Genomic DNA, 21,009 nt, shown 5'->3' on the forward strand with positions numbered 1-21,009 from the left:
ATCAGCGGAGCAATGCAATCTACATAATTAGGGGGATTTCTATATGACATCAAATTTGAAGATTCGAAATATCATTTTTATTTTAATCGGTTCCGCTATTTTTTCTTTCGGTATTGTGAATATCAATATTGAAAATCACCTAGCAGAAGGTGGATTTACCGGTATTACACTATTATTGTATTTTCTATTTAAGTTTGATCCTTCTTACTCAAACTTAATTTTAAATATCCCTATATTTTTCATCGGTTGGAAGTTACTCGGAAAAACAACATTTATCTATACACTAATCGGCACCTTTAGCGTATCTTTATTTCTATGGATTTTTCAACGTTACGACGTTCTCAACTTACATTTAAACTTACAAAATGATATGACACTCGCGGCTTTATTCGCCGGGGCATTTATCGGTATCGGTCTTGGGATAATATTTAAATACGGCGGGACTACCGGCGGTGTAGATATTATCGCGAGACTCGCTCATAAATACGTTGGCTGGAGTATGGGGAAAACGATGTTTATGTTTGATGCTATCGTCATTATCGTCTCGATTCTTACCTATTTATCATACCGCGAAGGCATGTATACGTTAGTTGCTGTTTTTATCGGGGCGAAAGTCATTGATTTTATGCAAGAAGGAGCCTATGCGGCAAAAGGAGCAACTATTATCTCAGATAAAAATGATGAAATTGCTGCCAAAATTTTATCTGATATGGAACGCGGAGCTACTTTTTTAAAAGCTGTTGGATCGTATACAAAAGTGGAACGGAACGTATTATATTGCGTTGTTGCTAAAAATGAAATCGTGAAATTAAAAAATATTATTACTTCTGTAGATCCTCATGCCTTTGTTGCTGTAAGTGATGTACATGATGTAGTTGGTGAAGGTTTTACATTAGATGAAAATAAAAATCCGTTACATACATAAATGCAACTAGAAAAGCTCTCTAGCTTTTCTAGTTTTTTATTACATATTTTTTAAGTTTCTCTAAATCCTCATAAATAAGCTCCAATAAACTCCGATTATAAAAAATGGAGGCAGGATGAAAAGTCGGGAAAATATGATATTCTTCCTCTGACCATGTAAACTCTGCACTTTGCATGTCCTTTAATTTTTGAATAGGCTGTTTTAATAATTGCCCGTGCACATCTGTGATTTTTGTATTTTTTCCTGTTAAACGTTGAAGGCCGATATTTCCAAGCGTAACGATAAGCTTCGGGTTTATGTTCTCTAATTCATAATCTAACAAAGGGGCATGGGCAAGTATTTCTCCTTGATTTGGTGTTCTATTATACTTTTTCTGTATGATTTCACCATTTCGTTCTTTTTTCTCTCGCCACTTATAAGGTCTACTCCGAACTGTGCTCGTAATATAAACTTCCTCCCTTGTAACGTGAATCCGTTCTAAAAACTCCATTAACTGTTTTCCCGCTCTTCCGCTAAATGGAATCCCATTATGAATTTCTGTTTCACCAGGCGCTTCTCCTAGCAACATAAATTTTGGATTTTCAGGACCTTGTCCACTTAAAAAGCCTTCTAACTGATAAGAAGCACTACTTTCTTTCACTTGTTTTACTAAATGGCTTGGATATTTCATTTCCCTCACCACCTTTCCGCATTACTTCTATTATTTCTATTTACAATCCATTATATAATTCAATCCACAAAACAAAAAAGACTATCAAATGATAGTCTTTAGTCGTCGCTACGCTGCATACCAGTATACATTAATACGAGACGTAATAATTCAAATACCGCTACAGCTGCAGCTGCTACATATGTTAATGCTGCCGCATTTAATACTTTACGAGCTTGGCCATATTCATCTGTTGATACGATACCTAACGCTTCAATTTGTTGCATTGCACGCTTTGATGCATCAAACTCAACTGGTAATGTAACGAGTTGGAACACAACACCTGCTGCCATTAAAATAATTCCTAATAACAATAGTTTTGACATTGTCGCAAATATACCAATCATAATAAATACCCATGATATATTCGATCCAAAATTCGCCACAGGCACTAACGAATGACGAATACGCATAAAGTTATAATCTTTTGCATCTTGAATTGCGTGTCCTACTTCGTGTGCTGCAACTGCTGTACCAGCAACTGAATGACCGTAATAGTTATCTGTTGATAATCGAACTGTTTTGGCAGTTGGATCATAATGGTCTGATAAATGACCTGGTGTTTCTTCTACAGCTACGTTGTATAATCCATTTTCATCTAAAATTTTTCGAGCCACTTCCGCTCCTGTCATACCTGATGTTGAATAAACTTGTGAATACTTGCTATAAGCACTACGTACTCTTGACTGTGCATACAACGGTATGATCATTATGATCGCGAAGTAAATTAAATAAAACATCATGAACCTCCATTGAAGTTTTAATTATAGTACTTCTCATTCTATTTTCTTCTGCCATCATTGTCAATGAATAAACCTTACAATCCGTATCTTTATTTATTGTATTATCTATTTTTAGAGTGTACATTACTTTTTCTTTTTTCTCTCTCTCCTTTATACTTTCTCCACCCAACATAAGTTAATGTGAATAAAATAAGACCTCCAGTAATTGTCATAAACCAAATGAGCGAGGGTGCAATTTCATCTTTTTTTACTGTGTGAAATATTTTTTGCAAATCCCCTTTAATGATTCCTAATTGCATTTGCCCACCTTTCGTTTTTAACATAACGTTACGAAATTCATCTAAATAAGATAAATGGGCATTTACACGCTGCACTTCGTTTTCTGGCAAAGCAATCATTAAGCTTGGATAAATAATATTAAATTCATGTAAAAATGTGTTTAACGTTTGTTGAAACTGTCCCGTATCTTCTTTTTTCATCGCTTTTTCCATTTGTGAAAAGGCACCCATTACTTTTGTTTCTCTTTCCATCCAAAGTGGTTGATATTTCGACACTTGCGCATCAACAGCGAGCTGCAGGGCTAACACATTATCAATTTTAACTTGTTTACTTAAATCGGTTTCCGCGAGCGATTGTTTCGCCCTGTCGTAAGCTAAAGAAATAACTCTAACTTGATCTGGCGTTACTTCTTGCTTCTTTTCATTTCCCTTTATGACAAACTGCTCCGAGAAATGTTGTAATACTTGTACTGCTTTTTCATCTTCATTACGCTTCACTAATTGTAATGAGTCGTCTAACAACCCTGTTAGTTCACTCCACTCTTCAGCATATATACGTAACGGAAACATTATAATTAGAAATGCTATCAATCCAATTAATGTTCTCTTCATCACGGTCCCCCCTATAACTACTAGTACAAAATATGTTAATTTGGACAAGAATAGAACAGAACTGAACCGAAAAATATATTATCGTTTTACAAACAAAAAAATTCTCTTTAAGCAGAGAATTTTTCCTTTGAAACTCTTTTCTTTTTTACGAAATATCTATACAAGCTATAACAAAGTATGCTACCACATAAAATAAATAATAAAATAGCACACGCTGCATGCATAAAGAATTCTTCTGGTAGCATTAATATAATCGGATCTGTTTCAATATCAAACATCCAATAATCATTACTGAATAAAAGCTTATGGAATAACACAAAACTTTTTTCAAAATTAATAGCAATCGGTAACATCAGCGCAATCGGAAAGATAATTGTTAAAATCGATCCGTGCAGTAAAAACTTTTCATTTTTCTTTTTTAATAAATAAATCCCGCCTATTATAACAATCATAATTGTCGCATACATCACATATTGAATCTTTACTAAAATATTTTTAACATCTACAAAATGAATACGGCCATTTGTAGACATATCTAATGTTGGCAACTGCAATGCCCCGTCATAAAACGGTGATAAATAGGTGATAAGCACATCATAATTTCTTTTAATATCATCCTTCGTCATATCCGCTAAATCTGGAATGTTTAAAAAATCAATCTCAAAATAATACAGCCATTTTCCGTATACAACCGCCGTTGTCGCGAGTGCAAATATAGAAAATGCTATGCTGTATGAAACAGCTATCGTAACCAATCGATCCCATATTTTTGTACCACTCTTATTTTTCTTCATTTTCTCCCCCTACGTATTCTAACTATCATAAAGAAAACTGTTTTCGGTTCTCACGCAAGCAAGAATAATATGTAATACATAGTGTAGCGATGCTCAGCCAGAACGTAAAATAACCAATTTCTTCTACAAACAAATGCATAATTCCATATCTCGGCATTTGCCAAAATAAATAATCAATTGCATCATTATGTAATGTCCATATAGCTGCTACCGCAAAATGCCATTTTTTTATACGGTAAAACGGTGCATATAACAATCCTTGTACTGCCATCGCAAAATGCGAAAGCATTAACATATACCCCATAACACCAATAGGACCTTTTACATAGATCATAATTGCATTTACAACAACAGCCCATATACCATATTTTATTAAAGTAACAATTGCTAGTGCCTCTATTAATCCCCAATTTCTCTTTATTAAAAAAGCAAATAAAACAAAGACAAAAAAGAGACTCGCCATCGGGCTATCAGGTACAAACGGCCAAAATATAGGTGAAGTTTCTTTTAATTGATTTCCATACCATATAAATCCGTATATTGTACCTAATATGTTAACAACTAATAAAAATAATAATACAGAGCGTTGTCTTAACATTGCATACAAGTAAACCAAGCTGTATGTCCAACACCTTTCAAACAAAGTCATTCTTTCCTCAAACTCTACTCTATTATATAGTAAACTTTCTTTCATCAAAATAAAAAGCTGACTACAATTTTTTGTAGTCAGCTTTTTATTATTTTTTATTATACTTTGCAACGAATTCCGAAAGTTTCTTCAGTTCCTCATCTGTACCTTTAAATACACCTTTAGGCATTGAACCTTTTCCTTCTTTCGCAATTTTAGCAATTTCTTCTGGCTTTAAAGTTAAGTTTTGCAGTGCAGGCGCTGCTGCCCCGCCCTGTAAATTGTCACCATGACATGTTAAACAAGTATTTTTTTGCATTAATTTATAGCCGTCATCATTTTTATCAACTGGTGCTGTTTTTACAATTGCTCCTTGTTTTTTTGCAGCTTCCCAGTCGTGGTGCGCTACAGATTCCCAAGTTAAAAAGATAATCGATGCAATTGCTAAAAGCATAAATCCAGTTGCTACAGGACGCTTTAACGGGCGTCTTTCTGGTCCTCGATCAAGAAATGGAGCTAACAGTAATGCACCAAACGCAATCCCTGGCATAATAAACGCTCCAATTACAGTGAATGAACCAGAAGCATAAGAATACTTTAATAACTGATACAAGAATAAGAAATACCAATCTGGAAGTGGTATATATCCGGCATCAGTTGGATCCGCCATTCTCTCAAGTGGTGACGGATGCGCCACTGTTAAACATAAATAACCGATTAAAAAAACTGCACCAACCATCCATTCTTTTAACAAGAAGTTCGGCCAAAATGCTTCTGTTTTTCCTGGGTATTCAGAATAGTCTTTTGGAATATTTGGTTTCCGAGCTACCGGTACCCGAGAATCTCCTACAAACTTCATCCCTTTGCCGCGATGCATAATCTCCCTCCTTTAGTTCTTTCCCCTTTAATTTAGCAATCTCTTATAGTGGACCTGAAATACCTTGTTTGCGAATCATGATGAAGTGGAAGGCCATTAAACCTAGAAGTGCTGCTGGTAAGAAGAAGACGTGAATAGCAAAGAAGCGAGTTAATGTTTGAGCGCCAACAATTTCGGAATGACCAGCGAGTAATGTTTTAATATAAGGACCAATGAGCGGCGTTTGCTCTGCAATTTGAATCCCTACTTTCGTAGCAAATAAAGCTTTCATATCCCACGGTAATAAATATCCAGTAAATCCAAGACCTAGCATAACAAAGAAAATAAGAACACCAACAATCCAGTTTAGCTCACGAGGCTTTTTATACGCACCCTGGAAGAAAACTCTAAGTGTATGTAAAAACATCATTACAATGACGAGACTAGCACCCCAGTGGTGCATACCACGAACAATTTGCCCATATGCAACTTCATTTTGTAAATAATAAACCGATTCCCAAGCATTTTTAATATCAGGCACATAATACATCGTCAAAAACATTCCAGATAAAATTTGAATTACAGTAACGAAAAAGGTCAGTCCTCCAAAGCAATAAACGAATGCAGAAAAGTGATGTGCTGGGTTTACATGTTCAGGTACTTCATGATCAGCAATATCACGCCATATTGGTGTAATATCTAACCTTTCATCTACCCAATCATAAATTTTATTTAGCATCTACTTTGCACCCCCTCTTGGCTTCGCTTTTCCTAAATACAGCGTTCCATCTTTCACTTTAGATTCGTACACATCAAGTGGAGCAAGGGGCGGCGTGCCTTTAATGTTCATCCCGTCTTTTGTGTAACGGCCCCCGTGACATGGACAAAAGAATTGATTCGGATGTGCTTTGTCCGAATTCCAGTTCACTGTACATCCTAAATGTTTACATACTGGAGAGAACGCCACAATGTCTCCGCTTTCATCTTTATGAACCCAAGCTGATTTTGGCTCTTCGGACTTGTACCAACCATCAACCTGCTTCACCTTAAAGTCGAAACGTTTCGGCTCTGTTGTAATATCCTTTACTTGTGCAACAGCAACCATATCCGTTCCCGCTTCTTTTCTTAACACCGGATCAAGCGCAAATCGCGTCATCGGCATTAAAATACCCGCTGCCATAAAGCCTCCTACCCCTGTAAGGGTGTAATTTAAAAACTGTCTTCTTGACACACGATGTTCTTTCTCGCTCACGAAAATTTCCCCCCTCTATCAGAAATTGTCCCCTCGTGATAAATTATATAAAAAATAAAAACTAGGACACTATCATGATATAATACGCTCATGCACAGGTCAATATCATACTACTCATAATAATAAGAACTTTCTGTTTATTATTACTTTCCCCATTTTTCTTCTAGCATTACCATTATATTTTTTATATGCGCATGAATAACTTCTCTTTTCGCTTGATCACTAAATTGTTCTAACGCTAATGAAGGGAACCAAAATAAATCTCCTTGTAATTCTTGCATATCTTCTTTCCATGAAAAATCACTTGTAACATAAGCAATATGCTTAAAACCTTGCTCTTGTAAATGATTTGTCCATTCTTGCAAACGACCTTTTTCATTTTTTTGGCTTTCTACTAAATACGTAAATGCAGGTAGTAAAAGCACTCTTCCTTTATATTCTCTTTCCAGCTCCATACTCAACAATTCGATAAATTCACCTTGTTCTACTACCATTTTCATTTCTTTCGCTGCCGAAATTGATAAAAGTGGTATAACACCTGTATCTACATACTCCCTTGCTTGCTCAAACTGTTCCACATCTTTTACAACCCATTTCAAATTTCTTCCCTCCCCTCACCTACAAATGACAGAACTTTCACTTTATATATATTAAACCATACTAAAAGAGGTAAAAAAAGAAAAACTACCTATATTAAGGTAGTTTTTCTTAAAAAGTCTGAAATTTGTAAAATTTTATGAATCCAAATGAATTCTATAGCATCTTTAACTCAGCTGTTAACCTATGAAACGCTTCCTGATCTTGCTTATCTAGCGCTTCATCAATTTGTTTCAAAAGACGTTCTCTTCTAAAAGAAAATACACTTTCTTCTAAAAATCTTTCTGCAAGTAAACGATCTTTTTCATTTACTTCAATATGCTTTGGTAAATACGGGTTTTCTTCTAATACAGCTACATAATTGGCATTTTGAAATGATGATTTAAAATTGAGTTGAATATAAATATCCTCATCTCGATTTAAACGAATATCATGAAACGATTTTTCAGCATCCGTTGTCATGACATTTTGTTTAAAAAAGTGAAACGGTGTATCTTTTACACAATTCGCGGACATCACTAAGCCACGCGGACAATATTTTGCATGCTCTACGAAGTGGACTTTATGCATCAATTGGTCGTGACTCATTAAATAATTCAAAATCCATACACATTCACGCTGTTTCAGTTGATAATTATTCAAAAACCATTTTACAAAATCCTTCTTCTCGTTTACAGAAACAGGGGTATTCATAGCAATTAAGTCCCTCCTCTGTCTTTCTCTTTTCTTTTTAGATTCAAGAAGCGGCATTCAGTTTCCTTCCAACTTATGAAAAATCCTCTAAATTATATAACAATTCTTCAATATGAATTTGTGTCGGGTCTAGTTGTATTAACTGAGTAAATACTTCTTTCGCCTCTTTTCGCATACCTTCTTCCAATAAGAAATAACCGTACTCTTCCAAGAAGTCTGGATGATTCTTAAAAGAAGTATATGCACTTTCATAGTGTTTTAATGCATCCGAATACATTTCTAATTGTTTTTTTGCAAACGCAAGATCCCAAAGTAGTTGTGTATCTGGTTCTCCGCTATCAATCGCACGCTCTACAACTGCAATTAACTCTTCATACTTTTCTTGTTCCTTTAAGATATAAGCATATTTTAATATTGCACCTAAATGTCCTGGATCTAACTCAAGTGCTTTTTGAAGCACTTCCTCTGCTTCCGCTATTTTCCCTAATTTCGCCGCAATGTTCGCTAATTCTACATAAAATGGTACAGAAAGCTCATCTACTTTGATTCCTTCTTGAAGTGTTTCATAGCTTTCTTGAAGCATTCCTTCTTTTTCATAGCTTTTCGCTAAATACATGTAAAGCGATGCATACTCCGGATCTAATTCTTTTAATTCTTGCCAAGCACCAATGGCTCTTTGGTATTCTTCACCTTGATATAATGTGAAGGCATATCCAAATAATGAGTGGATATCTTTTTGTTCCTCTAAACCTGCTTCATAATAAGAAATCGCTTCTTCCCAATTTCCAATCGCACTTAACGTTTCTGCGAGGCGAAGTGCAATGACAACACCACCCATTACTTTATGTTCCGCTAATAGCGCCTCATAATAAGTGATTGCCTTTTGTTCTTCCCCTTTACTACTATATAACTCTGCTAATCCAAACGTAATAACAGGCTCGTCAGGCATCATTTCTTTCGCCTTTAATAGTTTTTGTTCTGCTACATCATCGAAACCTTGCATTTGGAATAAATCCGCAACAAGTAATAACGATTGAACATATAAATCATCATTTTCTGGAATATCATGAAGCACTTCAATTGCTTCATCCTCTTTGTCTAGATCAATATATAATTCTGCTAAAAATACAGTGAATTCACTTTCTTCCGGGTACAATAAACGCAAATCTTCTGTAATTGCTAACGCTTCATCCATAAATCCAAGTGTATGATAATAGCGAGCGATATCATACTTCTCTTCATCATTCGCAATTTTTAATTGTTCTTTTAATAATTGTAATCCTTTTTCCGCTTCACCATTTTCAATATATGAAACAGCTTGTTCAAAATTTTGCATAAATGTCTCCTTTAATTCTAACAAATATTATTTTCTGGTCATTTCCCCCGATTTATGCGGGCTAATAATCAGTGGAGATGAACATCCCACTGATTAAAGTTTCACTTTATCATAAGCAACTAGGTGTAAGAACGCAACCTTTAGAATGAGCATACTTCTTCTTGTACTTTCACTGATAACGATTCGAATATGACACCGATACCGCATTACTACTTTCTATTGTACCGTTTTCTTTCATTACCGTGCAAATAACTTCCCTTATTAATTATTAACACGCACGGATCGAGTCATTTAAATAAAAAAGACTCCTATAATAGGAGCCTTCACACACTCTTAAGAGTATGTTTCTTCTTTCTTTACTTGCTCTTTTACAAGCTCTGTCAATAATTCTATAATTTCATCATTTTCTTCTTTCAAACCGACAGTAATACGAATACCATCATGTATACCAAATGCAGCACCAGAACGAACAATGTAGCCTTTCTTCATTAATCGTTCGAAAGCCTCATTACCAGGAATACCGAGCTTTAAGAAAATGAAATTTGTTTGAGATGGATAATAGAATACATTATATTCCTTACAAAATGCGTAATATTGATTTAATCCTTCTTCATTCTTTTTCACGCATTCTTGTAAAAACGCTTGATCTTCTAATGCAGCGAGTGCTACAGCCTGCGCTACAGTCGATGTATTAAATGGTAACCTTGCTACTTCTAGCTGCCCGATTAACTTCGCATTACCAACCGCATACCCGATACGAAAAGCAGCTAAACCATATGCTTTTGAAAACGTACGTAAAACCATAAGATTTTCATATTTTTCAAGAAGTGGTAATGTTTGCGGATAGTCTTCTGCTCCCGCATATTCATAGTATGCTTCGTCCATAATAACGAGCGCTGACTTAGGAACTGATTCTAGAAATGAAAGTAAGTTTTGTTTCTCTACATATGTACCTGTCGGATTATTCGGGTTACAAATCCATACAATCTTTGTTTTATCATCTACTTGCTGTAACATCGCATCTAAATCATGAACGCCATCTTTTAGTGGTACTTCACGAACTTCTGCTCCTTCAATAACAGCATGGTGATGGTATTGCGAGAATGTTGGGTTGGCCATTACAACATTTGTTCCTTCTTGTAGTAATGCACGGCTAATCATTTGAATGACTTCATCTAATCCACTACCAAATAACAGTTGTTCTGCTTTGACACCTAACTGCTCTGCTACTTTTGTCCGAAGTTCAAATGCATATCCATCTGGATAAAGAGCATATTGACTCGCTAAAGAAGTTAACGCTTCTGTTACGCGTGCTGAGCAACCGAATGGATTTTCGTTCGATGCTAATTTCACAATTTTTGATAATCCATATTCCCTTTTTACTTCTTCAATGTTTTTCCCAGGTACATATGCTCTCAAAGTTAACAATTGCTCTTTCACTCTCATTTTTCTTCCCCCAGTCATTTTATTCAATTCGATTACAATACGGTTGTATTCCCGCACTGTAATCGTTTATCTTAACCGCCACTATTACGAAAACACCTCTAAACAAGCACTTCACACTTCTTAAGCCATATCCTTTTGAAATGCCTCTAACGCAATATGAACAGTCTCATCTGAAATAGATACGACATTCACTACCCCATATTCCTGCATTAGCACCATATGAATTGCTCCAGCATTCGCTTTCTTATCCTGCTTCATCAATTGAACAAGGCGCTCTACATTCAAATCACTTGGCATTTTTGGATAGCCGTACTTCAAGAACCACTGTTTCATCTCTTCATAAGAAAGATCAACCTTGTACACTTGTTCACTTAAAAACAAGGCAAATAACATACCAACCGCTACTCCGTCACCGTGAGTAATATTTCCATATCCTAGTTCTTTTTCAAGAGCATGACCTAACGTATGTCCAAAGTTCAAATGAGCGCGTACACCTTTTTCTGTTTCATCTTGTGATACAATATTTGCTTTTACAGGAATTGCCTTCGTTAATATATGGATTAACTTCTCATCACGAAGATCCGCTAATGTTTGCACTTCTTCTTTTAACCAATGATACAGCTTTACATCACCAATAAGGGCATGTTTTATCACTTCTGCATAACCTGAACGCCACTCTTTTTCAGGAAGAGACTGTAAAAACGGCGTATGATATACAACTGCTTCTGGTTGATGGAATGCACCGATCATATTTTTACCTAACGGATGATTGATCGCTACTTTCCCACCTACTGCACTATCGTGAGCTAATAAAGTGGTTGGAACTTGAATAAAGCGAATTCCACGCATAAACGACGCGGCAACAAAACCAGCTAAATCTCCAATCATCCCGCCTCCAAGTGCAATAATTAAAGAATTTCTATCTAATTTATTTTCAAGAGCTGACGTATGAGCCGCATAGAAGTTTTCAAAAGACTTCTCTTTCTCGCCACTTGGTACAACGAATGAAAATACATTTTGCTCTATTTGCAATGCATCTATAACTTTCTGTAAATGGAAAGATGCAACAACTTCATCTGAAATGATCATAACGTTTGATACAGATGGCTGCATATTTTGAACGATTGTTTTCAAATGTGACAATGATTCTTTTCCTACGTGTACATCATATTCTTTTGATTTCGTTTGAATATGTATGTTTCCCATTAAAATCCCCTCGCATATTCATTATGTTTCTCAATATTTTCACGAATAAGGTCCATACGATCTAATCCGAATTGTTCTATTAAAGCTGTCGCTAATTCCCAAGCTACAACCGCTTCTGCAACGACACTAGCTGCTGGAACAGCGCAACTATCAGAACGCTCAATGCTCGCTGTAAAAGGCTCTTTCGTATCAATATCTACACTTTGAAGAGGTTTATATAGTGTAGGTATCGGTTTCATCACACCGCGCACAACAATTGGCATTCCAGTCGTCATACCGCCTTCTAATCCACCTGCATTATTTGTTCTTCGTGTATATCCATGCTCCTCATTCCACAGAATTTCATCATGAACTTCACTTCCCGGTCTATGCGCTGCTTCAAAACCAATTCCAATCTCAACACCTTTGAAGGCATTAATGCTCATAATTGCGGCTGCTAATTTTGCATCCAGTTTTCGGTCATAATGCACATAGCTACCAACCCCAATTGGCATTCCCTCCACAATCACTTCAACGATTCCACCGATTGAATCACCATTTGCTTTCGCATCATCAATTGCTTTCATCATTTTGTTACCTGCATCTTCATCTAAGCAACGTACAGGTGATGCTTCTGTAATACTTTTTAATTCTTCAATTGACCGATACGTAATTTCCTTAGCCTGTACACCGCCAATTTCAATTACATGACCAGCCACTGTAATACCAAGTTCTGCTAACACTTTTTTAGCAACCGCACCAGCAGCAACACGCACTGTCGTTTCGCGTGCTGAAGAACGTTCTAGTACATTTCTCATGTCTCTATGTCCATATTTAATCGCACCATTTAAATCAGCATGTCCAGGTCTTGGCTTTGTTACTTTTCTTTTCATTTCTTTTTCTTCTTGTTCCGTTAAAGGCTCTGCGCCCATAATTTTTGTCCAATGTGCAAAATCACGATTTTCAACAACCAGTGCAATTGGAGAACCTAATGTCTCTCCATGTCTAACACCACTTACAATTTGCACTTGATCTGTTTCAATTTGCATGCGTCTACCACGCCCATAACCCTTTTGCCTTCTAGCTAGTTCTTCATTTATATCATCTGCTACTAAAGGTAGACCTGCTGGTACACCTTCTATAATCGTTGTAAGTTGTGGACCATGAGATTCACCAGCTGTAATATATCGCATACGTTATTCCTCTTTTCGTATATGTATTTATCTCGCTATATTAAGCAATAATATTATCCTTCATTACTCTAAAAATATGAAAGAAATTATATAATACATCAGCCATTCGTTTATTCTCCGATAGGCCTTTTACTTTACATATCAATATATCATAACCGCTCTAACTTCGTAACTAAATGAAATAAAAAAAGTGCAAGAAGAATACCCCTATTCTCCTTGCACTTTCTACTATTATCACAGTAATTAAAGCGTTTACAAATTATTTCAAAATAATTAGTAAATCCATTCATTCATTAATTTTGAGTAGTCAACTAATTCTTCTTCTTTAAAGAAAATAGCAATCTCGCGCTCTGCACTTTCTAACGAATCAGAACCATGGATAATGTTTTTCGCAACAGTTACACCGAAATCTCCACGAATTGTTCCAGGAGCTGCTTCATGTGGTCTTGTTTTACCCATCATGTTACGAGCTGTATCTACTACACCTTCACCTTGCCATACCATTGCGAACACAGGTCCAGATGTAATAAAGTCTACTAATTCACCAAAGAAAGGTTTTTCTGTGTGCTCAGCATAGTGTTGTCCAGCAATTTCCGGAGTTACTTGCATTAATTTTGCACCAACTAATTGAAAGCCCTTCTTCTCAAAACGAGCTACGATTTCCCCAATGAAGGCACGTTGTACACCGTCTGGTTTTACCATTAGAAATGTTTTTTCCATAAAAAATCTCTCCACTTCTGAATTATGTATGTAATTGTATATCCCCACACACATATTAACACCCTTATCACAATTGTGCAATAGTTTTGAAATAGAGAGATTATTTTATTTTTTAGAAAAAACACTAAAATTTTCGTTTTCCAATATACTTTGCTACATTTTGTAATGCATACTTCGCTTGTCCACGTGGAAGTGGTTTTATAATTTCTAATGCTTTATGTAAATAACGTTCACTAAATGCAAATGCTTTATCAATAGCGGCACTATTCTTTACAGCCTCAATAATTTCTTTCATTTCATCCGCTGTTGTATTTTCATGTACAGATGTGATTTTTTTGCGAAGTATCGGATCTTCCATAGCGTATAGAGCAGGAAGCGTAATATTTCCTTGTAACAAATCACCACCAGCAGGTTTGCCCAGTTTCTCTTCTGTGGAAACGAAATCTAAAATGTCATCAATAATTTGATACGACATGCCTACAAAATACCCATACCAAAATAGTCGATTTACCGTATCACGATTAGCGCCAGCAGCAATTGCTCCTAGTTGGCAACTTGCAGCAATTAATAATGCTGTTTTTCGCTTTATTCTTCTTAAATACGTTCGTAAGTTTTGGTCATAATTGTATTTATCTTTAATTTGTTCTATTTCGCCTTTACACACTTCTAAAATGGTATGCGATAGCGCCTGATGGGCCTCTGGAATTTCGATATTTGTTATACATTCAAGAGACTTAGCGAATAAATAGTCCCCTGTATACATTGCAATACGATCTCCCCATTTCGCATTCACAGTCGCACTACCACGTCGTAAAAAAGCAGCATCAATAACATCATCATGAACAAGAGAAGCCATATGAATAAGTTCTAATGCAACAGCTACATGCTTAATTGCATCTAACTTATAATCTCCGAACTTTCCCGCAAGCAACACAAATACAGGACGAATTCGCTTCCCACCAGCTTCAATAAGTTGTAATGCCGCCTCTTCTACTAATGGCTGTTCAGAAGCAACTGTCTTTTTTAATTCTTTTTCTATTACATTAATATCCGATCGTAAAAAAGAGTACATAAGTTGTAACTTCATATTGTTCACCTTAACCTAAAACTTCTTTTTTCTATTTTGATTCTGGTTTCATACCTAAATGCATCGCTGCTACCCCAAAAGTAAACGGCTTCACTTGTACACGTTCAAGTCCAGCTTTTTCAAACATATTAGCCAACTCTTTCATACCTGGGAATGTACTAGCAGATTCTTGCAGCCATGAATATTCTTTATAACTTTTCGCAAATAACTTTCCAAATAACGGCATGATATATTTAAAGTATAAAATATATCCTTGTCGAAAACCAATCATTGTTGGTTGAGATGTTTCTAAACAAATTACTTTTCCACCTGGTTTTACTACACGCGTCATTTCTTGTAATACGTGCAAATAATCCGGTACGTTACGCAAACCAAATCCAATCGTTACATAATCAAATGTGTTATCTTCAAATGGAAGTTCCATTGCATTCCCGTGTAGAAGCTCTACTTGTTTTAATTGTAACGCCTCTACCTTTTGTTTACCGACAGATAACATATTTTCACTGAAGTCTAGACCAACAACCTTGCCCTGTTCACCTACTGCTCCAGCTAGCGCAATTGTCCAGTCCGCTGTCCCGCAGCAAACATCAAGTGCTTTACTACCTGGTTTTACATCCATAATGCGCATCGTCTCTTTACGCCACGCTTTATGTCTTTGAAAACTAATTACAGAATTCATCACATCGTATTTATCAGAGATTTTCTCAAATACATCATGTACTCTTTCTTCTTTTGATTGTTGCATGCTCGTACCTTCTTCCAATGTAAAATTGCTTATGTCTTCGATTTATCTCTTAACACAGAGTTTATTTCGCTTATATCTGTGTGGTTTTCCAAAAATTGATTTTCTTTCTTTCTGAGTTCCATCATCCATCCATTAATAACTGTTTCTATCTCTGCTTGATCCTTCATAATCCCTTGAACAGCTTGAAAAACAGGTGAATGTTGTTTTTCAGCATGCAGTTCACATTCTTTTTGAAGACGGTTTTTTCCTAGTACATACGTTATAAATGGCTTCCAATGCGATAAATGAAAATGATCACATGTTCTTTGCAAAAGTGCAGACTCAATCGTAACTACACTTTCCATTATGTCATCCATCGTTTCATGCGCTTTTTGATATAACATTATTTTGTGTTCATTAATTTCTTTAATTCCTTCAGCAAGCGCACGAATTAAAACAATATCACGATTCATAGACAATAAGTAATAATATAACCCGCTATAGTAATCACCAGCAAGTACTGTTAGCTGACGACGTTTATGCGATTCATTTGCTTCTTCCCCTGCTTTATTTGATACTCTTTCATGTGTATCAAGCGCAATTTGCACAAGCATAATCGTTACTACATAATGCTCAATTTGTTCTATATGTAAATTTGCACTTTTTAAAGCACCATATAACAATGCTATTTTCTCTTCATCAATAAATGGTTCTTCAATATAGTTTATAAAATAAGGATGGCGTAATTTCTCCATCAATTTCTCTCTTATACCCGCATACCCTCCGTAGATGTCACACACAAAAATCACCCTTGTTTTCTAATTCATAAAACTTATTATAACACATACATACTATTTTCTATAACCAAAACTTGGCTACTCTTTCCAAACTTCCACCGAACGAAATAACATCTTCCATTCTTTTTAGTAGTCTTTCTATTCTCACTCTGCCTTGCTAAAACTATATCATTTATTTGCATAAAAAAAAAAGAAAAGCAGTTTCCTACTTTTCTTTACTTCGATTTAATAAAAGATAAAATTTCACTACGCGCTGCAGCATCATTTTCTAGCACACCACGTACTGCTGTTGTTACTGTTTTCGCGCCTGGCTTTTTCACACCGCGCATCGTCATGCACATATGTTCCGCTTCTACTACTACCATTACACCATGCGGCTCTAGTACTTCCATAATAGAATTCGCTACTGTTGATGTAATACGTTCTTGCAGTTGTGGACGACGTGCAATTGTATCTACAGTACGAGCTAATTTACTTAACCCTGTCACTTTTCCGCCTTGCGGAATATATGCAACGTGAGCAACTCCATAGAATGGAACTAAATGGTGCTCACACATCGAATAAAACGGTATATCTTTTACTAGTACAAGCTCCTCGTGATCTTCTCCGAACACTTTATGCAAATGTTCTTTCGGATCTTCATGCATTCCTGCGAACACTTCTGCGTACATTTTTGCAACACGCTTTGGTGTATCAAGCACTCCCTCACGATTTGGGTCATCTCCGATTGCCTCTAAAATAAGGCGTACTGCATGTTCAATTTGTTCTAAATTAACTTTTGCCATCCGCTAGCCCTCCCGAAAACCTAAAAGTGATACGAACACATTCTAGCATATTTATGTTTTTAAAAGCAAAAAGAAGAGTTCCCAAAAAGGAAACTCTTCTTCCCTGTTAATATGTAAGGATTATTTAACCGCATCTTTTAACGCTTTACCAGGTTTGAATGCAGGTACTTTACTTGCAGCGATTTCAATCTCCTCACCTGTTTGTGGGTTACGACCTTTACGAGCCGCACGCTCACGAACTTCGAAGTTACCGAATCCGATCAGTTGTACTTTATCACCTTGTTTTAAAGCTTCTAAGATAGAATCAAAAACAGCGTCTACTGCTTTTGTTGCGTCCTTTTTAGAAAGGGAACTTGCTTCTGCAACAGCATTGATTAAATCTGTCTTGTTCATGCCATTCACCTCCTCCCAAAGATAAGACTGTATAATGATCATAAAATGAGTCTTACTTTCATTTGTAGGCAATTTTTGCAAATTCTATACTACAAAGATGTAGATAAATCATTATCAACGCCTATATTATACGATTCTCCTTTATAATTCAATATTTTTAAGGAAATTGTTACTCTTAAAATGTGAAAATCTGATGAAACTTGACAATTTACAACAATATATTAGATAATGACTGTTTATTTTTCTATTTCTATACGTGAAAATCAAAAAAATCCCTCTACGATGAGAGGGATTTTTTCTTATAATATAATCGCAATTAATCCGCCAGATCCTTCATTAATAATTCTTTCTAGCGTTTCTTTTAATTTATATCTCGCATTTTCTGGCATTAAAGATAGTTTCGCTTGAATGCCTTCTCGAACAATAGAGCTAAGCGAACGTCCGAATATATCAGAATTCCAAATTGATAATGGGTCATCTTCAAAATCCTGCATTAAATAACGAACTAATTCTTCACTTTGCTTTTCAGTACCAATGATTGGCTCAAACGTTGACTCCACATCTACTTTAATCATATGAATAGATGGCGCTACAGCTTTTAATTTCACACCAAACCTTGAACCGTGACGAATAATTTCTGGCTCATCTAAGCTCATGTCAGCTAACGCAGGCGCTGCTACACCATATCCTGTTTGCTTTACCATACGCAGGGCATCCGCTACTTGATCGTATTCTACTTTCGCATGAGATAAATCGAGCATAAGCTTCAATAAATGATCTTTCCCTCTAATTTCCACTCCTACTACTTCTTTTAAAATTTGATCATATAATTCATCCGGTGCATATAAATCAATCTCTGCTACGCCTTGCCCCATATCAATGCCAGCGAGGCTCGCTCGATCAATAAATTCATACTGACTAAACTGCCAAACGACGCGGTCCACATCACGAAGACGTTTTATATCCTTTACAGTCTCTTGAACAGCTTCTTGATAGCTTTGGCGTAACCAATGCCCTTCATTTAGCACCATCACCCAGCTCGGAAGGTTAACATTCACTTCTAAAACTGGGAACTCAAATAACGCTTCTCGAAGCACATTATACACATCTGTTTCCCTTAAACTCTCTACACTCATCGCAATGACTGGGATATCATATTCTTCAGATAAACTTTGGCGCAATTGCTCTGTATCCGGATGATACGGCTGTACAGTGTTGATGATCATAATGAAAGGTTTTCCGACTTCTTTTAACTCATTTACTACGCGTTCTTCTGCCTCTATATAATCTCTTCTTGGAATTTCACCAATCGTTCCATCTGTTGTAATTACAACACCAATCGTTGAATGCTCTTGAATTACTTTACGTGTTCCGATTTCTGCAGCTTCATGGAATGGAATAGGTTCTTCATACCAAGGAGTATTAATCATGCGTGGGCCATTCTCATCTTCATAGCCTTTTGCTCCTGGAACCGTATATCCAACGCAATCTACTAATCGAATATTCACTTCAAGACCTTCATCTACTTCGATAGAAACCGCTTGGTTTGGAACAAACTTCGGTTCCGTCGTCATGATTGTACGACCAGCAGCACTTTGGGGCAGTTCATCTTGCGCCCTTTGACGGTCAGACTCATTCTCAATATTAGGAATAACTACAAGTTCCATAAATTTTTTAATGAATGTTGATTTCCCTGTTCGAACAGCTCCTACAACTCCAAAATAAATATCACCGCCTGTGCGTTCCGCAATATCTTTAAAAATATCTACCTTTTCCAAGTGATTCCCTCCCTCAATATTTTTGGGAATAATTCCACATTTATAGTCAACTAATACCTTCTCTAACGTTGCCTATAATATCTGATATAATATAATGGTATTCTAGAAGTTCGGACAATATATCATATAATTTTGTCCAATTTCATATGACTATTAAAAAATACCTTTTGTTTGCATCGCAAGTTGTGTAACATAAAAAACCTTTCTTCTAGAACTTATTCACTAAAAGAAAGGTTCATGACTTATGATTTTAAAAAAATTGGTTCTCCATTCTTTACCGTATACGGTAAAGAATACGCAGGTACAAATGGAGAATCGTTCGAAAGTATATTCCGAATATCTTCCCCCTCCTTAAATTGACCTTCATTTTTTTTCAACGCTTCATATAAGTCGATTCGATAATCAACATAAATTTCTCCCTTTTCATTGATTACAAAAGGAAGCCCTTTACCAGAATACGGACTTGTCACTTGAGGCACATCTTTATATCCTAGTTTTTTGAAATCTAATTCATACACACCATCTGAAATTACCTTTTTAAAAGGTGGATATTGATGTTCATCCCGATACATCCTAAGCTTTAATGATAATTGCTGGATTTGTTCAGCCATCCTAACATCAATTAACTTTACTGTCGGGTTTGTTTCAACGTCTATTAATACGTATTGGTACACTCCTCCGCTTTCATACGCATTTCCTGGCGCTTCTTGTATGTAACGCGGAGCAATCTTTTGAAAATCGATTGGATACTTTTGATAAATAGGCGTATTCATATCCCGAGTCTTAATTGGTAATATCCCATCATTTTGCTCCTTAAATGTCGCTATAGCTTTTTGAACAACCTGTAGCTGATCTTCATAAGGAACAGCATTTTGTCTCATATTTTCTTTCGGATACAAACACCCTGTTAAAAGGCTCATACAACAAAATATTAAAATAATATGGACTTTTTTCACTAGCAATCACCTTTTCATACTAAAATAACTTGCTCCGTATGTAGCATTTTCGAGACCATCCCCTTTACTGCTGTACAGGTCCACTAAATACAACAAGAAAAATAACAATTCCTGACACAATCATAAGGGTGTACGCTACTAATGCTGTAATCCCTTTCAAAATTTTATTCTTTATTTTGTATCTACTTAATAAAATAAAACTTACTGCAAAAAACATAAATCCAATTGCCCCTAAAGCAAACCACATTTTTAAAAGCCCTTCTGACATATACACACCCCTTTTTATTAATCTATTTTTATACTATTTTAACAAATTAAAATCTTTAAACAAATACAAAAAGAATATTTTACTACAAATTACGAATATATAACTTTAATCAACAGTTTTTTTCGCATCTTCCACTAATCTAGATAAAAATAAAACCGAAGCGAGTGTATCTCTCGCTTCGGTTGACCAAATATGCCCAAAACAGCTCCATTCCCATACTTTCATGGCTATCATATGCAATCTACAAACTCTTT

General features: G+C 35.9%; 25 protein-coding genes. 1 reads left to right on the plus strand and 24 read right to left on the minus strand.

Going from position 1 to position 21,009, the window contains the following annotated elements:
* The first annotated feature begins 43 nt into the window (after nt 1–43).
* Entirely contained in the window at nt 44–925 is an 882-nt protein-coding gene (locus tag MR115_RS11570) for a YitT family protein (RefSeq protein ID WP_242241340.1), read from the plus strand.
* A gap of 28 nt (nt 926–953) precedes the next feature.
* On the opposite strand, the gene MR115_RS11575 is transcribed toward MR115_RS11570, so the two are convergent.
* From MR115_RS11575 to MR115_RS29825, 24 genes are all read right to left on the minus strand, one after another.
* Complete coding sequence (locus MR115_RS11575; protein WP_242241344.1) at nt 954–1,595, minus strand: uracil-DNA glycosylase; 642 nt, start codon at nt 1,593–1,595, stop codon at nt 954–956.
* A 98-nt stretch (nt 1,596–1,693) separates the two neighbouring features.
* A complete protein-coding gene (locus MR115_RS11580) occupies nt 1,694–2,377 on the minus strand; it encodes a zinc metallopeptidase (protein ID WP_073517780.1) in 684 nt (227 codons plus the stop codon).
* A 101-nt stretch (nt 2,378–2,478) separates the two neighbouring features.
* Nucleotides 2,479–3,267 (minus strand): sporulation protein YpjB, encoded by a 789-nt coding sequence (gene ypjB / locus MR115_RS11585; RefSeq protein WP_242241346.1) that lies wholly within the window; start codon nt 3,265–3,267, stop codon nt 2,479–2,481.
* A 107-nt stretch (nt 3,268–3,374) separates the two neighbouring features.
* Nucleotides 3,375–4,061: a lipoprotein intramolecular transacylase Lit gene (gene lit / locus MR115_RS11590; RefSeq protein ID WP_242241348.1), complete on the minus strand. Its 687-nt coding sequence runs from the start codon at nt 4,059–4,061 to the stop codon at nt 3,375–3,377.
* Nucleotides 4,062–4,086: 25 nt separating this feature from the next.
* Nucleotides 4,087–4,677 carry a lipoprotein heptaprenylglyceryl N-acetyltransferase LhaT gene (gene lhaT / locus MR115_RS11595; RefSeq protein ID WP_116758367.1) on the minus strand — a complete coding sequence of 197 codons (591 nt, stop codon included), beginning with the start codon at nt 4,675–4,677 and terminating at the stop codon, nt 4,087–4,089.
* A 121-nt stretch (nt 4,678–4,798) separates the two neighbouring features.
* On the minus strand, nt 4,799–5,566 hold the full coding sequence (gene qcrC / locus MR115_RS11600; RefSeq protein ID WP_000554603.1) for a menaquinol-cytochrome c reductase cytochrome b/c subunit: 768 nt from the start codon (nt 5,564–5,566) through the stop codon (nt 4,799–4,801).
* Nucleotides 5,567–5,609: 43 nt separating this feature from the next.
* Complete coding sequence (gene qcrB, locus MR115_RS11605; RefSeq protein WP_000932700.1) at nt 5,610–6,284, minus strand: menaquinol-cytochrome c reductase cytochrome b subunit; 675 nt, start codon at nt 6,282–6,284, stop codon at nt 5,610–5,612.
* Nucleotides 6,285–6,797 (minus strand): menaquinol-cytochrome c reductase iron-sulfur subunit, encoded by a 513-nt coding sequence (gene qcrA / locus MR115_RS11610; protein ID WP_001290420.1) that lies wholly within the window; start codon nt 6,795–6,797, stop codon nt 6,285–6,287.
* A 143-nt stretch (nt 6,798–6,940) separates the two neighbouring features.
* Entirely contained in the window at nt 6,941–7,396 is a 456-nt protein-coding gene (locus MR115_RS11615; protein ID WP_242241349.1) for a YpiF family protein, read from the minus strand.
* Nucleotides 7,397–7,550: 154 nt separating this feature from the next.
* Nucleotides 7,551–8,087: a ReoY family proteolytic degradation factor gene (locus MR115_RS11620; protein ID WP_001095929.1), complete on the minus strand. Its 537-nt coding sequence runs from the start codon at nt 8,085–8,087 to the stop codon at nt 7,551–7,553.
* A gap of 73 nt (nt 8,088–8,160) precedes the next feature.
* A complete protein-coding gene (locus MR115_RS11625; RefSeq protein WP_061677798.1) occupies nt 8,161–9,423 on the minus strand; it encodes a tetratricopeptide repeat protein in 1,263 nt (420 codons plus the stop codon).
* Nucleotides 9,424–9,756: 333 nt separating this feature from the next.
* On the minus strand, nt 9,757–10,869 hold the full coding sequence (gene hisC, locus MR115_RS11630; RefSeq protein ID WP_242241350.1) for a histidinol-phosphate transaminase: 1,113 nt from the start codon (nt 10,867–10,869) through the stop codon (nt 9,757–9,759).
* Nucleotides 10,870–10,989: 120 nt separating this feature from the next.
* Nucleotides 10,990–12,075: a 3-dehydroquinate synthase gene (gene aroB, locus MR115_RS11635; RefSeq protein ID WP_242241352.1), complete on the minus strand. Its 1,086-nt coding sequence runs from the start codon at nt 12,073–12,075 to the stop codon at nt 10,990–10,992.
* Entirely contained in the window at nt 12,075–13,247 is a 1,173-nt protein-coding gene (gene aroC / locus MR115_RS11640) for a chorismate synthase (protein ID WP_061677802.1), read from the minus strand. The genes aroB and aroC overlap by 1 nt, the downstream gene beginning before the upstream one ends.
* A 273-nt stretch (nt 13,248–13,520) precedes the next feature.
* On the minus strand, nt 13,521–13,967 hold the full coding sequence (ndk, locus tag MR115_RS11645; RefSeq protein ID WP_000415885.1) for a nucleoside-diphosphate kinase: 447 nt from the start codon (nt 13,965–13,967) through the stop codon (nt 13,521–13,523).
* A gap of 124 nt (nt 13,968–14,091) precedes the next feature.
* Nucleotides 14,092–15,054, minus strand: coding sequence for a heptaprenyl diphosphate synthase component II (gene hepT / locus MR115_RS11650; RefSeq protein ID WP_242241354.1), 963 nt, complete (start codon nt 15,052–15,054; stop codon nt 14,092–14,094).
* A 31-nt stretch (nt 15,055–15,085) separates the two neighbouring features.
* Nucleotides 15,086–15,799, minus strand: a complete 714-nt coding sequence (gene menG, locus MR115_RS11655) for a 2-heptaprenyl-1,4-naphthoquinone methyltransferase (protein ID WP_242241356.1) — start codon at nt 15,797–15,799, stop codon at nt 15,086–15,088.
* Between the two features lie 29 nt (nt 15,800–15,828).
* Complete coding sequence (locus tag MR115_RS11660) at nt 15,829–16,578, minus strand: heptaprenyl diphosphate synthase component 1 (protein WP_242241359.1); 750 nt, start codon at nt 16,576–16,578, stop codon at nt 15,829–15,831.
* 212 nt (nt 16,579–16,790) lie between these two features.
* Nucleotides 16,791–17,360 (minus strand): GTP cyclohydrolase I FolE, encoded by a 570-nt coding sequence (gene folE / locus MR115_RS11665; protein ID WP_001151477.1) that lies wholly within the window; start codon nt 17,358–17,360, stop codon nt 16,791–16,793.
* 120 nt (nt 17,361–17,480) lie between these two features.
* Nucleotides 17,481–17,753, minus strand: a complete 273-nt coding sequence (locus MR115_RS11670; protein ID WP_001043860.1) for an HU family DNA-binding protein — start codon at nt 17,751–17,753, stop codon at nt 17,481–17,483.
* 299 nt (nt 17,754–18,052) lie between these two features.
* Entirely contained in the window at nt 18,053–19,531 is a 1,479-nt protein-coding gene (gene spoIVA, locus MR115_RS11675) for a stage IV sporulation protein A (RefSeq protein ID WP_000416522.1), read from the minus strand.
* Nucleotides 19,532–19,773: 242 nt separating this feature from the next.
* On the minus strand, nt 19,774–20,487 hold the full coding sequence (locus tag MR115_RS11680) for a hypothetical protein (RefSeq protein WP_242241361.1): 714 nt from the start codon (nt 20,485–20,487) through the stop codon (nt 19,774–19,776).
* Between the two features lie 64 nt (nt 20,488–20,551).
* Nucleotides 20,552–20,755, minus strand: a complete 204-nt coding sequence (locus tag MR115_RS11685; protein ID WP_061677808.1) for a DUF2768 domain-containing protein — start codon at nt 20,753–20,755, stop codon at nt 20,552–20,554.
* A 105-nt stretch (nt 20,756–20,860) separates the two neighbouring features.
* Nucleotides 20,861–20,995: a hypothetical protein gene (locus MR115_RS29825; protein ID WP_255863963.1), complete on the minus strand. Its 135-nt coding sequence runs from the start codon at nt 20,993–20,995 to the stop codon at nt 20,861–20,863.
* Nucleotides 20,996–21,009 lie beyond the last annotated feature (14 nt).

Origin of the sequence: Bacillus cereus group sp. BfR-BA-01309, assembly GCF_022664315.1 — a bacterium.
GTDB lineage: Bacteria > Bacillota > Bacilli > Bacillales > Bacillaceae_G > Bacillus_A > Bacillus_A mobilis.

What these genes read in the sequence shown, in the direction of transcription:
- lit (WP_242241348.1), bottom strand. Translation starts at nt 4,061, where the DNA reads ATGAAGAAAAATAAGAGTGGTACAAAAATATGGGATCGATTGGTTACG.
- ndk (WP_000415885.1), bottom strand. Translation starts at nt 13,967, where the DNA reads ATGGAAAAAACATTTCTAATGGTAAAACCAGACGGTGTACAACGTGCC.
- MR115_RS11685 (WP_061677808.1), bottom strand. Translation starts at nt 20,755, where the DNA reads ATGTCAGAAGGGCTTTTAAAAATGTGGTTTGCTTTAGGGGCAATTGGA.
- menG (WP_242241356.1), bottom strand. Translation starts at nt 15,799, where the DNA reads ATGCAACAATCAAAAGAAGAAAGAGTACATGATGTATTTGAGAAAATC.
- MR115_RS11570 (WP_242241340.1), top strand. Translation starts at nt 44, where the DNA reads ATGACATCAAATTTGAAGATTCGAAATATCATTTTTATTTTAATCGGT.
- aroC (WP_061677802.1), bottom strand. Translation starts at nt 13,247, where the DNA reads ATGCGATATATTACAGCTGGTGAATCTCATGGTCCACAACTTACAACG.
- MR115_RS11580 (WP_073517780.1), bottom strand. Translation starts at nt 2,377, where the DNA reads ATGATGTTTTATTTAATTTACTTCGCGATCATAATGATCATACCGTTG.
- MR115_RS11670 (WP_001043860.1), bottom strand. Translation starts at nt 17,753, where the DNA reads ATGAACAAGACAGATTTAATCAATGCTGTTGCAGAAGCAAGTTCCCTT.
- MR115_RS11620 (WP_001095929.1), bottom strand. Translation starts at nt 8,087, where the DNA reads ATGAATACCCCTGTTTCTGTAAACGAGAAGAAGGATTTTGTAAAATGG.
- MR115_RS11575 (WP_242241344.1), bottom strand. Translation starts at nt 1,595, where the DNA reads ATGAAATATCCAAGCCATTTAGTAAAACAAGTGAAAGAAAGTAGTGCT.
- folE (WP_001151477.1), bottom strand. Translation starts at nt 17,360, where the DNA reads ATGGCAAAAGTTAATTTAGAACAAATTGAACATGCAGTACGCCTTATT.
- qcrB (WP_000932700.1), bottom strand. Translation starts at nt 6,284, where the DNA reads ATGCTAAATAAAATTTATGATTGGGTAGATGAAAGGTTAGATATTACA.
- hepT (WP_242241354.1), bottom strand. Translation starts at nt 15,054, where the DNA reads ATGAAGTTACAACTTATGTACTCTTTTTTACGATCGGATATTAATGTA.
- qcrC (WP_000554603.1), bottom strand. Translation starts at nt 5,566, where the DNA reads ATGCATCGCGGCAAAGGGATGAAGTTTGTAGGAGATTCTCGGGTACCG.
- aroB (WP_242241352.1), bottom strand. Translation starts at nt 12,075, where the DNA reads ATGGGAAACATACATATTCAAACGAAATCAAAAGAATATGATGTACAC.
- hisC (WP_242241350.1), bottom strand. Translation starts at nt 10,869, where the DNA reads ATGAGAGTGAAAGAGCAATTGTTAACTTTGAGAGCATATGTACCTGGG.
- ypjB (WP_242241346.1), bottom strand. Translation starts at nt 3,267, where the DNA reads ATGAAGAGAACATTAATTGGATTGATAGCATTTCTAATTATAATGTTT.
- MR115_RS11625 (WP_061677798.1), bottom strand. Translation starts at nt 9,423, where the DNA reads ATGCAAAATTTTGAACAAGCTGTTTCATATATTGAAAATGGTGAAGCG.